The sequence below is a fragment of the Solihabitans fulvus genome, assembly GCF_008386585.1.
Lineage (GTDB): Bacteria > Actinomycetota > Actinomycetes > Mycobacteriales > Pseudonocardiaceae > Solihabitans > Solihabitans fulvus.
Window position 1 is genome coordinate 21,923 of the sequence record NZ_VUOB01000076.1, and the last position, 13,931, is coordinate 35,853.

The window sequence follows — 13,931 nt, forward strand, 5'->3', positions numbered from 1 at the left end:
GGGTCAACGGACGAGCTTCTTCGCGCCGTCGACCACCTGCTGCCACCCGTCGGAGGGGCTCTTGCCCTGCTCCACCGCGGACAGCGCCGGGCTGGTCACGTTCTCCTGGATCTGGCCGTCCTTCGGCCCCTTGTACTGTGCCTTGGTCACCTTCTTCGCCTGGGCCGCGAACAGCTCACCGATCTTGGTCGCGCCGAAGTAGTCGTTGGTGGTGGCCAACAGCTCCGGGGACTCCATCGCCTTGACCTGGCTGGGGAAGTTCCCGGTCTTCTTGAACGCCTTGAGCTGCTGCTCCGGCGCGGTCAGCCACGCGGCCAGCTCGGCGGCCTCCTTCGGGTGCTTGCTCTGCGTTGGCACCGTCAGGTACGAGCCGCCCCAGTTCCCTCCCCCGTTCGGGAACGCGTCGGTGACCGCCCACTTGCCGGCGTTCTCCGGGCCCGCCTGCTCCTTTACCACACCGAGCATCCACGACGGACACGTCTTGGTCGCGAACGCGCCCTGCTTGAACCCGCTGTTCCACTCGGGGGAGAACGCGGTCAGCTTGGCGCTCTGGCCGTGCGTCGCCGCCGAGGTGACCTGGTCCCACGACTTCTTGATGCCCGGGTTGGACTCGATCGCCAGGGTGTCGTCGGTGTTGAGGTAGCCGGTGTCGAGCTGGTTGATCATGGCGTTGAAGACCTGCGCCGACGAGTCGAACCACGCCTTGCCCGTCGCCTTGGTGAACTGGTCGCCCGCCGCGAAGTAGCTGTCCCAGGTCGCGAACAGGGACTTGACCCCGGCGGGGTCGGTCGGCAGGCCAGCGGCGGCGAACATGTCGGTCCGGTAGCACATCGCGAGCGGGCCGATGTCCGTGCCGTACCCGATCAGCTTGCCGTCCTTGGACTTGCCGGCGTCGTACTTCCACTTCAGCCAGCGGTCCTGCAGGCCCTGCGGACCGATCTGGTTGAGGTCGTTGAACTTGGCCGACTTGTCGAGGAAGTCCGACAGGTGGCCCTCCTCAAGGGCCTGGACGTCCGCCAGACCGGATCCGGCCGCCAGCTTGGTGAGGAACTCCTGGTGGTACGGGCCGCCCTGGCCGGTCTTGCGCTGGGTGATCTTGATGTTCGAGTGCGCCTGCTCGTACTCCTTGAGCAGGTCCTCGTAGCCGAACTCGGTGAAGGTCGCGACGGTCAGCTCGACCGGACCGTTCGCGGTGTTGGCCTGGTCCGTCCCGCCGGACGAGCTGCCGCAGCCGGCCGCGGCGACTAACGCCACTGCGGAGACGCAGGTGAGCAGTGCTCTGAGCATGTTGGCCCCTCATTGGACTCGTTCTGGGAGCGCTCCCAGAACATGCTGCCCGAGTTTTCCGGGTGTACCTGATAGTGTCAAGACCTTGTTACGGGAGCGCTCCCAAATTGGATGTGCAATATACTCTTGCGGGGAGGTGACGAATGGCGTCCAGTATGAGTGCCGAGCGGCCGACGTTGGAAGACGTCGCCGCGTACGCGGGGGTGTCCCGTTCGACCGCGTCCCGCGCGCTCAACGAGGAGTCCTACGTCAGCCCCCGGGCCCGCGAGGCCGTTCTCGCGGCCGCCCGCGACCTCGGCTACTCCCCCAACCAGGCGGCCAGGTCCCTGGTCACGAAGCGCACCGGCGCGGTGGCCCTGATCCTGTCCGAGCCCGAGTCCAAGGTTCTGAACGACCCCTACTTCCTGATGGTGATGCGGGAGGCCTTCCGCGCGCTGGCCGACGGCGGCGCGCAGATGCTGGTGATGTTCGTGGACAACCGCGACGACATCCCGCGAACGACGAGGTTCCTCGAGGGCGGCCACGTCGACGGAGCCCTGGTCTTCGCCCCGCACGCCGGCGACCCCCTGCCCACCGCGCTCAAGCTGCTACGCGTCCCCGTCGTCTTCGGCGGTCGCCCTGGCACCGCCAGCAGGGGCCTCTACACGGTGGACTACGACAACGTCGGCGGCGCCCACCTCGCCGCCACCCACCTGATCCAGCGGCACCGGCGCAACATCGTCACCGTCTGCGGTCCCCAGGACCACCCAGCCGCCCAGGACAGGCTGCTCGGCTGGCAGAAGGCCCTCGCGGAACACGGAATGCCCATCGACGACCGCGCCGAGAGTGGAGACTTCACCCAGACCGGCGGCGAGGCGGCCATGACCCGGCTGCTGGAACGCCACCCCGACCTGGATGCCGTCTTCGCCGCCAGCGACCCGATGGCGGCCGGCGTCCTCCAGGCGCTACGCGCCCACGGCCTCCGCGTCCCCGACGACGTGGCCGTGGTCGGCTTCGACGACAACCCGTCGATAGTGCACACGCTCAAGCCCCCGTTGACGTCCGTGCACCAGGAGCCGGCCGCACAGGTCCGGCACATGATCACGATCCTCCAGTGCCTCATCGCCGGCGACGCGCCAACCCCCAAGCGCCAGGTCCTCCCGGTCTCCCTCGCCATCCGCGACTCCACCTAGGCCGTGTCCCGCGGACACGGCCTAGGCCGGTCCACGCAGGTCCGTCAGGAGAAGGAAACCGAGTAGCTGTTGGTGTTGAAGTTCAGGCCGCCGCTCGACGAGGTGATCTCGAAGCCGAACTGGACCTCGCCAAGGGTGACGTCGCCGTACCAGCCGCGGTTCTTGATCCAGTTCAACACCGCCAACACATCCACCGTGCCGGCGTCCGTGTTGGACGTGCGAACGAACGAGAACACCGCGTTCGAACCGTTGCTGCCCTTGTAGACGTCCCAGGTGTGACCGCCGACGGACGCCGTGGTCTGCTTCGTTCCCAACGGACCAACGGCGCCGGTCTTGTTCATCCACAACATGATCTCGTCGGCGTTGTTGTTCGCCCAGATGTCGTACGTCGTCTCGTAGGAGCCACTGCCCGGCCGGGACACGGAGAAGCTGCTGGACACGCCGCGCAGCGCGCTCAACCTCTGGTTGACGTTCCTGGCCGAGTGCGGATACGACTTGACGCCGCCGGTGTTGGGATGGTTGGCCCACACACCGAAGTTGCCGTACGAGTTCGCCCAGATCGTCTGCGGCCCGGCCCCGCCGCCCCAGACGTCGTTGCGGAGCGTGTAGCCGCCGTTGGACCAGGTCGCCCACCTGTCCGACGAGGACCACACGGCGGCCTGCGCGGCCACCCCTGTCGTCAGCGTGGCGACCGCCACGATCGCCGCGCATACCAATGAACGCGCTGAGTTCCTCATGGATGCGTTCCTTCCTCAACGGGAGTCAGCCCATGCTCGCGCAGCCACGCCAGCTGTGCGGCGGAGTTGAAGCCGTGACCGCCGCCGTGGTCGGCGAACGGCCAGACCGTCATGGCCCGGTCAACGGCCGCGTAGCGGTTGAAAGCCGCGTAGACGGTGGAGGGCGGGCAGATCGGGTCCATCATGCCGACGCTGAACAGTGCCGGCGCGGTCGCCCGTCGACCGAAGTGCACACTGTCGAAATAGGACAGCGTGGCGAAGGTTTCCCGCACCCGATCGGGACTGTGCCACCGCAGGTACTTCGCGAGTTCCACGTACGGGCCTTCACCGCTGATCTCCGCGCCCCGGCGGAAGTCGCACAGGAACGGCACGTCCGGCAGCGCCGCCACCACACGGCCCCGCGTCAGTCCCGCGACGGCCAGGGTCAGTCCGCCGCCCTGACTGATGCCCGTGATGATCACCCGCCCCGGATCCAGGCCGGGCAGTTCACCGACCGCGTCCACCGCCCGGACGCAGTCGGTGATGATGCGCCGATAGTAGTAGTGATAAGGGGACTCGATGCCTCGGGTCATGAAGCCTTCGACCCACTGCGTGCCGCCGCCCTCACCCCGGTCCGGGGTGTCGTGGCCCTGGCCGCGGCTGTCGACGACCAGCTGGGCGTACCCGGCGGCGGACCAGAACAGGTGATCGGTGGGCAGGCCGCGGCCACAGGAGTAGCCGAGGTAGGTGACGACGACAGGCACCGGGCCGTCGACGTCGCGCGGCCGCAGCAGCCAGGCGGCCACGGGTTCGCCGTTCCAGCCGGGGAAGCGCACGTCGTCGACGTCGACGGTGCGCAACAGGTGCCGGTCGGTGACCCGTTCGGCCTGCACCGTCCCGCCGTGCGTGCGCGCCTCGGCGAGGGTGCCGTCCCAGAATGCGTCGAAGTCCGCCGGTTCGCGCGACTCGGTTCGGTAGGCGGTGAGTTCGTCGAGCGTGCAGTCCGTCAACGGCATCATTGGTCCTTGGTCTCAGTCGGCTGTCGAACCGACGAAGCGGAAGGCGACGAGCCGGAAACCGCCGTGCAGGGCGAGCCGCAGGTCGTGGACACCCGCCAACGGCGCCGCGAGTTCGGTGGCGACGGTCGTCCGCGCGTAGCGGTGTCCGGTGACCGGCACCGGGATCGTCCCGATCAGCTGGTCGTCGGCCCAGAACTCCAGCCTGGCCTCGGCCGGGCCGTCCTCCCGTGCGATCTCGGCCTCGACCCGGACCGCGCCCGACAGGTCGGTGGAACGGAACCACAGCATCGCGGGCTGCGCGGGATCGGTCGGCGCGACCGCGTCGCCGGTCGCGCGGCTGGCGTCGACGATGGTGACGCCGGCGTGGTCGTCGAAGTCGACGGCCGCGGTGTGGCGGTCGACCACCGCGCGAGGCGCGGGCGCCGGTCCGGTCACCGTGAGCCGCGCGGCGCCGACGACGTTCTCCGCGGACCGGGCCACCAGGACCTCGTAGTCGCCGGGGTCGACGGTGAACGCGCCGGTGCCGACGTCCCAGTGGGCGAGCTGTTCGGCGGACAGCGGGAAGGTCACGTCCCGGCTTTCGCCAGGGTCGAGCCGGATCTTGCGGAAGTCGGCGAGTCGCAGCGCAGGCGCCTCGTAGCGGGTGGTCAGCGCGCGGACGTAGAGCTGGACCACCTCGCTGCCGGGGCGCGCGCCCGTGTTGGCCAGCGTCACCGCCGCCTCGACCGAGCCGTCCTGGGCGATGGCCCTCGAGGACAACCGCAGGCCGCCGTAGGCGAAATCGGTGTAGGACAGGCCGTGCCCGAACGGATACCGGGACGCGGTGCGGTGGTACTGGTAGGTCCAGCCCGCCTTGATGATGTCGTAGTCGAGCGGGTCCGGCAGCTCGTCGTCGCCCCGGTACCAGGTCTGCGGCAGCCGGCCGGCCGGCTCGGCGTCGCCGAACAGCACGGCGGCCAGCGCATGGCCGGTCTCCTGCCCGCCGTGCGACGTCCACAGCACGGCGGGCAGGTGCCGGTCGGCCCAGTCCAGGGCGTACGGGTAGCTGCTCATCACCACCAGCACCGTCTCCGGGCGGACCTCGGCGACCGCGCGCAGCAGGGCGTCCTGCGTCCCGGGCAGCGCGAGGTCCGTGCGGTCCTGGGTTTCCCGGCCGTTGACGAGCGGGTGGTTGCCGAGGACGACGACCGCGACATCGGCCGCCTCGGCGGCCACCCGCGCTTCGCGCACGCCGTCACGCACCACCTCGCGCTGCCAGCGTTCGGCATCCTCGGGTGTCTCGGCCGTGACGCCGATCCGGCCGTCGGTGGGATCGGCGGCCGCATACCGGCCGGTGAGGACACTGCGCAGCAGGACGGCGCCACCATCGGGTTCCAGGCGGAACGTCTCGTGCACGTCCCAGCTCTTGATCTGGTCCTGGTCGGCGACGAGCGAGGCGTCGGCGTCCTTGAGGCTCAGGTAGCGGCCGGTGTCGGTGGCACGGAGCGTCAGCACGTCACCGCCCCAGTCGACGACGTCGAACGCGGTCCCTCCCAGCAGTTCGCCGGTAGTGCGGGAGCGCAACGCGATCCGGTCGACGCCGTCGACGCGGACCAGCTCGCCGCGCTCGCCGAGCCCGGCGGCGATGGTGATCCCGTAGGGCATGGTGCCGCTGTACCAGTCCTCGTACAGCGAGTCGGCGAGCGGGCCGATGACCGCGATCCTCGGTTTCCTGGCGGCATCCAGCGGCAGCAGCCCGTCGTTCTTGAGCAGCACCACCGATTCCGTTGCGGCACGCAGCGCGAGAGCCCGGTGCTCGGGGCAGTCGATCACCTCAAGGCCGGTGTCGGCGTACGGGTCGAGGTCGGGATCGAACTCGCCGAGCCGAAAGCGGACCAGGAGCTGCCTGCGTACCGCGCGGTCCACATCGGCCTCGTCGATCAGGCCACGCTCCAACGCCGCACGGAGCCTGCCGATCGGGGTCGCGCTGTCCTCGCCGTGGTCGGTGAAGCTGTCGATGCCGGCCTTGAGCGCGGCGGCGTGGGACTCGACGTGGTCGTCGAAGTAGTGCTCCAGATCGACGAGATTGGACGGCGCCTCGGCGTCGCTGACCACGAACAGCTCGTTGCCGCTCGCCTCGGCCCAGCGGCGCAGCTCCGTCTCGATGAGCGGACTGACGTGGCACGGGCGGCCGTTGACGAGGTTGTACGCGGCCATGGCGCCGGTGGCCGCGCCGGAGGCGATCACGGGACGGAAGGCGGCGAGGTCGTACTCCTGGAGTACCCGGGAGCGCAGGCCCGAGGAGGTGGTGCAGCGGTCGTTCTCGTTGTTGTAGGCCAGAAAGTGCTTGAGCACGGGGGCGGTGCGCAGGAACCGAGGATGGTCGCCGGACAGGCCCCGGCAGAAGGCCACCGCGAGGCGGGCGGTGTGGGTCGGGTCCTCGGAGTAGCCCTCCTCGTTGCGTCCCCAGCGCGGATCGCGCAGCAGGTTCACCACGGGCGCCCAGGCCTGGAGGCTGTTGGCGCCGTTGCCGACGGCGGGCGGGCGGTGGTAGTGGAATGCCCGCTGCTCGACCGAGATGGCCTCGGCGACGCGATGGACCAGCGTCTCATCCCAGGTCGCGCCCAGCCCGACCGCCTGGGGGAAGACCGTGGCCGGACCGAGCCACGACACCCCGTGCAGGGCCTCGGTTCCGGTGCGGAACCAGGTGAGCCCAAGGCGTGGCACTGCGGGGGCATACTGGTGCAGCATCGCGATCCGCTCGTCGATCGTGAGCCGCCCGAGCAGGTCGTCGACGCGCTCGCTCACCGGCAGCGCGGGGTCGCGGAACGGCAGCCGCGTTACGGCGGGTGCGGTCGGGGAACTCACTGGGCGGCCCCTCTGGATCGACGTTGAAGCGCTTCGACAGTCGCATGCGCCATTTGGACTGTCAATCGTCCCATCGAGTAGCACAATTCGCGGTACAGCAGACTCTTGTCAGATGTCAAACGGGTTACTAGTCTCGCCACCACTGTTTAAGCGCTTCGACACTTCAATGGAGAAGGGCGGACATCGGCATGGCCACCGACTTCACTCGCAGAAGGTTCATCAGCGTCGCGGCAACGCTCGCGGGAGCCACAGCCATAGCGCCGCTTGTCTCCGCCTGCGGCAGCGGGGCCCAGAAGACGACCGGCGCGAACAGCGAGTCGGGCCTGCGGGCAGTCCTGCCGGCATACGCGCCATCGACCCAGATCACCCCGGATCTCCCGTCGGTGTCGGGCGCCGCCGACATCGCGACGGAACCCGGCTTCCTGACCTACCCGGCCAACCCGGTCGTCACCGTCCCGGATGTTGCAGGCAGAGGCGGCACCTACACGGCCGTCACCCCGCTGTGGGGCACCATACCGCCGGCCGGCAATGCCTTCTACCAGGCCATGAACAAGGCGCTTGGCGTCAACCTGACCATCAAGCCCGCAGACGGGACCAACTACAACACGATCGTCCCGACCATGACGGCGGCCAAGAAGCTGCCCGACTGGATCCAGCTGCCGAGCTGGTGGGACCCCAACTTCAACGTCGGCGAGCTGGCCGGCACACAGCTGGCGGACCTGACGCCGTACCTGGCCGGCGACAAGATCAAGAAGTATCCGAACCTCGCGGCCATCCCCACCGGCGCGTGGCGGGCCGGCGCCTGGAACGACAAGCTCTACGGCATTCCGTCCTTCTCCAGTGGCTTCAGCCTCACCGGTCTCGTCTACTACCGCCGCGACATCTTCGACGCGAAGGGCATCACCGCCGGCCAGGTGAAGTCAGCCGACGACCTGATGAACCTCGGCAAGGAGCTGACCGACGCCAAGAACGGCGTGTGGGCCTTCGACGACGTGTGGACCTACACCTTCGCCGCCTGGGGAGTGCCCTACAAGTGGCGGGTCGACAGCGGCAAGCTGGTCCACAAGTACGAGACCCCCGAGTTCCTGGCGGCCCTTGACTGGCACTACCAGCTCGCGCACGCGGGCTACGTGCACCCGGACGCGTTGGCGGGCGACAAGGAGAACGCCAACACCCGCTTCTACGCCGGAAAGGCGCTGATCCAGGGCGGCGGCACCAGCGGCTTCTCCCTTGCCGACTACCAGTCCGGCACCGCGGCAAACGGGAACTACCGGCGCGGCGCGTTCGACGTCATCGCCGCGGACGGCAAGAGCACACCCCGCCTCTTCCTCGGCAACTCCACCGGCATCCTGAGCTACCTCAACAGCAACCTCAAGCCCGACCAGATCGAGGAACTGCTGGCGGTCGCGAACTACCTGGCGGCGCCGTACGGCTCGGCCGAGTACACGATGGTCAACTTCGGCGTGGAGGGCACGCACTACACGAGGCAGGACGGGGTGCCGACGGCCACTGACGCGGGCAAGAAGGAGGTCCAGGCGCAGACCTATCCGTTCCTGGCCTCACCGCCGCAGGTGATCAGCAACCCTGGCGCGGACGTCGTCACCAAGGACTGGACCTCCTGGCAGGCCGCCAACCTCAAGACCGTGTACAAGCCGGTCTTCTGGAACATGAACATCAGCATGCCGCAGGCGCAGGCCACCGCCGACGCCGCGCAGGCCGTCGAGGACTCCATCAAGGACTGCTACCACGGCAAGAAGAAGGTCTCCGACGTGCGGGACGCCATCGCCACGTGGAAGTCCAGCGGCGGCGACCGGCTGACCGGCTGGATGACCGACAACGTCCTGAACAAGTACGGCACCGGCCAGTGACCAGGCCGGCGCCGCCAGCTCGATCGCGGCCCGGGGCACGACCGGCGCGGCGGAACTGGCGGGTCAGGATGCGGCGCGACCGGTCGCTGCTGCTGATGGTGGTGCCCGCGATCCTCCTGCTGCTGGTCTTCAACTACGTGCCGTTGTTCGGTGTGGTCACGGCGTTCCAGGAGTACGACCCGATCGTCGGCGTCTGGCACAGCGACTGGGTCGGCCTTGAGCAGTTCCAACGACTGTTCGCCGACTCGCTGTTCTGGGAGTCGCTGAAGAACACGCTCTACCTCAGCTTCGTCCAACTGATCCTGTTCTTCCCCATCCCGATCGCGCTGGCGCTGCTGCTCAACTCGCTGCTGTCCCAACGGCTGCGCAACTTCGTCCAGTCCGTCGTCTACCTGCCGCACTTCTTCTCGTGGGTGCTCGCCATCGCGCTGTTCCAGCAGATGCTCGGCGGAGCCGGTGTGCTCAACCAGTTCCTGCGCAGCCACGACCTCGGCACGTGGGACGTCATGACCGATCCACACGCCTTCGCGCTGCTGATCACCTCGCAGACCATCTGGAAGGAAGCTGGCTGGGGGATCATCGTCTTCCTGGCCGCGCTCGCCACGATCAACACGGACCTGTACGAGGCGGCGGCGGTCGACGGCGCAGGGCGGTGGCGGCGGCTGCGCCACATCACCCTGCCCGGCCTGCGCGGCGTCATCATGCTGATGCTGGTGCTGCGTCTCGGCAACGCGCTGACCGTCGGGTTCGAGCAGTTCCTGATCCAGCGGGACGCGGTGGGCCACGACGCGGCGGACGTGCTGGACACGTTCTCGTTCTACTACGGCATCGCCACCGGCAACTACAGCTACGGCGCGGCGGCGGGCCTGTTCAAGAGCGTCATCTCGCTGCTGCTGATCTGGGGAGCGAACAAGCTGGCCCACACCTTCGGCGAGGATGGGTTGTACCGACAATGACCGACACGTTCACGATCGAAGGCCTGGAGCACAGGGCGAGCGCGGCCGAGGCGGCCGTCCGCGTGCCGAGACGGACCGCGCGGCCACGCTGGGAAGAGCCGCCGACGGTCGTCGGCCAGGCCGCCAAGGGCCTGACTCTTGGCGGGTTCCTGCTGATCATTGTTGTTCCACTGTGGATAGTCGTGGTCACCAGCCTGTCCACCCAGGCCGCCGTCAACCGCGCCGGCGGGATGGTGCTCTGGCCGGACGGCCTGACCTTCGAGGCGTACCGGGAGATGCTGACGGAGTCGACCGTGCGCACCGCGTTGCTGGTGAGCCTTGGCATCACCGTGGTCGGCACGGCCCTGTCGATGGCCGTCTCGGTCCTGTGCGCGTACGGCCTTTCCCGTTCGCGCTCGCTCGGCCACCGCTTCCTGCTGGTCCTGCTGGTCGTCACCATGTTCGTCAACGGCGGCCTGATCCCCACTTTCCTCGTCGTCACCGGGCTCGGCGGCTACGACCAGTGGTGGGCGCTGATCCTGCCTGGCGCGGTGTCTGCCTTCAACATCCTGATCCTGCGCAACTTCTACATGCAGACCTCCGCCGACCTGATCGAGGCTGCCCGGATCGACGGCGCCGGGGACTGGCGGATCCTGTGGTCGATCGTGCTGCCCACCTCGCGCGCCGTGACCGCGGTGACCGCCCTCTTCTACGGAGTGGGCTACTGGAACTCGTTCTTCAACGTCATGCTGTACATGCCGACCGACAGCGAGAAGTGGCCGCTTCAGTACGTGCTGTTCACCTACGTCGACCGGGGCAATGGAATGCCCGGCTCGATCAACTCGGGCTTCGGCACCGCGCACGCGCAGACCGCGCCGCTGGCGCTCCAGATGGCGGTGGTCGTGCTGACCCTGGTGCCGTTGCTGCTCGTCTACCCGTTCATGCAGAAGCATTTTCGCACCGGTGTGCTCACCGGAGCGATCAAGGGCTGAGCGGTTGGGACAACGCGGAACCGATCCGAGGAAACGGAGTTCCATCGATGGTGACGCTCGCCGACGTGGCCAGGCAGGCGGGGGTGTCGGCCAGCACGGTCAGCTACGTGCTCAGCGGCAAACGCTCGATCTCCGAGGAGACCCGACGCCGGGTCGAACGGTCCGTGACCGAACTCGGCTACCACCCCAACGCGGGCGCCAGGGCACTGGCCGCCCGCCGCTCACAGATCATCGCCCTGGTGGTTCCGTTGCGCGCCGACGTCTACGTGCCGGTCATGATGGAGATCGCCGTCTCGGTCACGGTGGCGGCCCGCCGGCACGGCCACGATGTTCTGCTGCTCACCAAGGACGAGGGACCAGCAGGGGTGCGCAGGGTCGCCGGCAGCGGCCTGGCGGACGCGGTGATCCTGATGGACGTCGAGGTGGACGACGAGCGCGTGCCGTTGCTCCGCGCCCAGGGCACGCAGGCCGTGCTCATCGGCGTTCCCGACGACCGGCGCGGAGTGTCCTGTGTGGACCACGACTTCGCCACCGCGGGTGCGCTCTGCGCGGACCACCTTGCCGACCTTGGCCACCGGGAGGTCGCCTTCGTCGGCTACGGTTCCGGCGTCTACCACCGGCACGCCGGATACGCGGAGCACACTCTCGCAGGGTTCCGCGAGCGCGCCGAGCGGCGCGGCCTGCGCTTCGTGCAGCGCCCCTGCGAGGGCACCTACGAGAGCACCGCGGGGACCCTCGGCCGCATCCTCGCCGACCGACCCGAGACCACCGGGTTCGTGGTGCAGAACGAGGGAGCCATCGGCCCGCTGCTCGGCCTGCTGCGCACCAGCGGGCGGACGGTTCCGGAGGACGCCTCGGTGATCGCACTCTGCCCGGAGCAACTCGCCGAGCAGTACGCACCCCGGCTCACCGCCGTGACGGGGCCGGCGCAGGAGCTCGGCCGGGTCGCCGTCGAGCAGACCATGGGCAGGATCGCCGCGCTGGATCGGGGCGAGGAGCCGCGTGACGAACTGGTCCTGCTCACTCCCGTCCTGACGGTTCGCGAGAGCACCGGTCCCGCGCCGCGACAGGGCTCCCGACCGTGACGCCGCAGGGAAGAGACCGGGGCACACGTCATCTGGTCGACCGGCTCGGCGGCCTCGCCTTCGGCGGGGACTACAACCCCGAGCAGTGGGACGAGCCGGTCTGGAAACAGGACGACGACCTGATGCGCCAGGCCAGGGTCAACCTGGTCACGGTCGGCGTCTTCTCCTGGGCCCTGTTGGAGCCGGAAGAGGGCCGCTACGACTTCGACTGGCTCGACGCCCAGCTCGATCGCCTGCACGCCAACGGCGTCGCCGTCGACCTGGCCACCCCGACCGCGTCGCCACCACCGTGGTTCACCCTGGCCCACCCGGATGCCATGCCGGTCACCGCTGACGGCACTAGGCTGACCCACGGCAGCCGCGACACCTACTGCCTGGCCGCCCCCGCCTACCGGCACGCCGCGCGCCGCATCGCCGCCGCGCTGGCGCAACGCTACGGCGACCACCCGGCGGTGGCGCTGTGGCACGTGCACAACGAATACGCCACGCTCTGCTGGTGCGAGCACACCGCCGCCGCCTTCCGGGTGTGGCTCCGCGCCCGCCACGGCTCGCTCGACGCCCTCAACGAGTCGTGGGGAACGGCCTTCTGGAGCCAGCACTACGCCTCCTGGGAACAGGTCCTGCCGCCGCGAGCCACCCAGTGGCACCGGAATCCGGGCCAGGTACTGGACTTCCGCCGATTCTGGTCCGACGAGGCCCTTGCCGCGTACCGGGAGCAGCGCGACGCGATCCGCGCCGCCAGCGACCGGCCGGTGACCACCAACCTGATGGTGCCCGGCTACCAGAACCTTGACCTGTGGGCCTTCGGCCGGGAGGTGGACCTGGTCGCCATCGACCACTACCCGGACGCGCCCGGCCTCGACGCCGCCGCGGACACGGCCTTCGGCGCCGACCGCGCCCGGTCGTTCGCCGCCGGCCGGCCCTGGCTGCTGATGGAGCAGGGCACCAGCACCGTGTACGCGGGCGACCGGGTCCTGGCCAAGGAACCGGGAGAGATCCTGCGGCACACCATGGGGCACATCGCGCGCGGCTCGGACGGCGCCCTGTTCTTCCAGTGGCGCCAGTCCCGTGCTGGCGCCGAGCAGTGGCACTCGGCGATGGTGCCGCACGCCGGGCAGGACAGCCGGGTCTTCCGCGAGGTGGTGACGACCGGCGAGGCCGTCGCGCGCCTCACCGAGTTGGCGGGATCGACGGTCACCGCACGCGTGGCGATCCTGCATGACTCCGATGCGTGGTGGGCGCTCGAGTCGAACGGATTGCCGTCGGCCGAACTGGACTATCACGGCACGCTCCGCCGGGCGCACCGGGCGCTGTGGGACGCCGGCGTCACCGTCGACTTCGTCCCTCCGGACGCCGAGCTGAGCCGCTACCCGCTGCTCCTCGCCCCGGCGTTGCCGCTGCTGTCCGACGCGAACGCGGCGAACCTGCGTCGATACGTGGCCGACGGCGGCATCCTGCTCCTCCAATGCTTCGGTGGCGTCGTCGACGAACGCATGCACGCCCGCCTCGGCGGCTACCCGGCCGCGCCGCTGCGCGCGGCAATGGGTGTCCGGGTCGAGGAGTACCGACCGTTGCGGCGCGACGAGCGGGTCGCGCTCTCCGACGGCCGGCACGGCACCGCGTGGATCGAGTCCGTGCGCGTCGAGGGCGCCGAGACCCTTTTCTCCTACGCCAAGGGCGTTCTCGCGAACGCTCCCGCGCTCACCCGCCACCGCTTCGGCGCCGGACAGGGCTGGTATCTCTCCACCTGTCTCGACGACGCCGGCTATGCCGCCCTGGTGGCGCGGTTGTTGACCGAGGCCGGCGTCGCTCCGGACCTGCCGGGTCTGCCGTCCGGCGTGGAAGCCGTCACCCGGGCCGCCCCGGACGGCCGCCGCTGGCTGTTCCTGCTCAACCACCGCGCGGACACCGTGCCCCTGCCGACACCAGCGCACGACCTGCTCACCGACAGACCGGCGAAGGAGCTGCCGACCGGCGGGTGCGTGGTGCTGCGAATGACCTGAAAGGACC

Annotated in this window: 10 protein-coding genes; 6 read left to right on the forward strand and 4 right to left on the reverse strand. The window is 69.3% G+C overall.

Annotation, left to right across the window (positions count from 1 at the left end):
- Positions 1 to 3 precede the first annotated feature (3 nt).
- Positions 4 to 1,287 (reverse strand): ABC transporter substrate-binding protein, encoded by a 1,284-nt coding sequence (locus F0L68_RS36250; RefSeq protein ID WP_149854426.1) that lies wholly within the window; start codon positions 1,285 to 1,287, stop codon positions 4 to 6.
- Positions 1,288 to 1,430: 143 nt separating this feature from the next.
- On the opposite strand from F0L68_RS36250, the gene F0L68_RS36255 reads away from it, so the two are divergent.
- Positions 1,431 to 2,459: a LacI family DNA-binding transcriptional regulator gene (locus tag F0L68_RS36255; RefSeq protein ID WP_149854427.1), complete on the forward strand. Its 1,029-nt coding sequence runs from the start codon at positions 1,431 to 1,433 to the stop codon at positions 2,457 to 2,459.
- Positions 2,460 to 2,503: 44 nt separating this feature from the next.
- On the opposite strand, the gene F0L68_RS36260 is transcribed toward F0L68_RS36255, so the two are convergent.
- From F0L68_RS36260 to F0L68_RS36270, 3 genes are read right to left on the reverse strand one after another with little or no spacing between them, the layout of a single operon-like run.
- On the reverse strand, positions 2,504 to 3,196 hold the full coding sequence (locus F0L68_RS36260) for a glycoside hydrolase family 12 protein (RefSeq protein WP_149854428.1): 693 nt from the start codon (positions 3,194 to 3,196) through the stop codon (positions 2,504 to 2,506).
- Positions 3,193 to 4,191: an acetylxylan esterase gene (locus F0L68_RS36265; protein ID WP_149854429.1), complete on the reverse strand. Its 999-nt coding sequence runs from the start codon at positions 4,189 to 4,191 to the stop codon at positions 3,193 to 3,195. Before F0L68_RS36265 ends, F0L68_RS36260 begins: the two co-directional genes overlap by 4 nt.
- A 15-nt stretch (positions 4,192 to 4,206) precedes the next feature.
- Positions 4,207 to 7,041 (reverse strand): glycoside hydrolase family 3 protein, encoded by a 2,835-nt coding sequence (locus F0L68_RS36270; RefSeq protein ID WP_149854430.1) that lies wholly within the window; start codon positions 7,039 to 7,041, stop codon positions 4,207 to 4,209.
- A 188-nt stretch (positions 7,042 to 7,229) separates the two neighbouring features.
- Here F0L68_RS36270 and F0L68_RS36275 point away from each other — a divergent pair, with 188 nt between their 5' ends.
- From F0L68_RS36275 to F0L68_RS36295, 5 genes are all read left to right on the forward strand, one after another.
- Entirely contained in the window at positions 7,230 to 8,909 is a 1,680-nt protein-coding gene (locus F0L68_RS36275; RefSeq protein WP_149854431.1) for an ABC transporter substrate-binding protein, read from the forward strand.
- 68 nt (positions 8,910 to 8,977) lie between these two features.
- Positions 8,978 to 9,865, forward strand: coding sequence for an ABC transporter permease (locus F0L68_RS36280; protein ID WP_149854432.1), 888 nt, complete (start codon positions 8,978 to 8,980; stop codon positions 9,863 to 9,865).
- Positions 9,862 to 10,836, forward strand: a complete 975-nt coding sequence (locus tag F0L68_RS36285) for a carbohydrate ABC transporter permease (RefSeq protein WP_149854433.1) — start codon at positions 9,862 to 9,864, stop codon at positions 10,834 to 10,836. Before F0L68_RS36280 ends, F0L68_RS36285 begins: the two co-directional genes overlap by 4 nt.
- A 47-nt stretch (positions 10,837 to 10,883) precedes the next feature.
- Positions 10,884 to 11,921, forward strand: a complete 1,038-nt coding sequence (locus F0L68_RS36290; protein ID WP_149854434.1) for a LacI family DNA-binding transcriptional regulator — start codon at positions 10,884 to 10,886, stop codon at positions 11,919 to 11,921.
- Positions 11,918 to 13,924, forward strand: coding sequence for a beta-galactosidase (locus tag F0L68_RS36295; RefSeq protein ID WP_149854435.1), 2,007 nt, complete (start codon positions 11,918 to 11,920; stop codon positions 13,922 to 13,924). The genes F0L68_RS36290 and F0L68_RS36295 overlap by 4 nt, the downstream gene beginning before the upstream one ends.
- Positions 13,925 to 13,931 lie beyond the last annotated feature (7 nt).

Excerpts from the sequence above, each read along its gene's own strand:
- F0L68_RS36250 (WP_149854426.1), bottom strand. The coding sequence starts at position 1,287 with ATGCTCAGAGCACTGCTCACCTGCGTCTCCGCAGTGGCGTTAGTCGCC.
- F0L68_RS36255 (WP_149854427.1), top strand. The coding sequence starts at position 1,431 with ATGGCGTCCAGTATGAGTGCCGAGCGGCCGACGTTGGAAGACGTCGCC.
- F0L68_RS36260 (WP_149854428.1), bottom strand. The coding sequence starts at position 3,196 with ATGAGGAACTCAGCGCGTTCATTGGTATGCGCGGCGATCGTGGCGGTC.
- F0L68_RS36265 (WP_149854429.1), bottom strand. The coding sequence starts at position 4,191 with ATGCCGTTGACGGACTGCACGCTCGACGAACTCACCGCCTACCGAACC.
- F0L68_RS36275 (WP_149854431.1), top strand. The coding sequence starts at position 7,230 with ATGGCCACCGACTTCACTCGCAGAAGGTTCATCAGCGTCGCGGCAACG.
- F0L68_RS36280 (WP_149854432.1), top strand. The coding sequence starts at position 8,978 with ATGCGGCGCGACCGGTCGCTGCTGCTGATGGTGGTGCCCGCGATCCTC.
- F0L68_RS36285 (WP_149854433.1), top strand. The coding sequence starts at position 9,862 with ATGACCGACACGTTCACGATCGAAGGCCTGGAGCACAGGGCGAGCGCG.
- F0L68_RS36290 (WP_149854434.1), top strand. The coding sequence starts at position 10,884 with ATGGTGACGCTCGCCGACGTGGCCAGGCAGGCGGGGGTGTCGGCCAGC.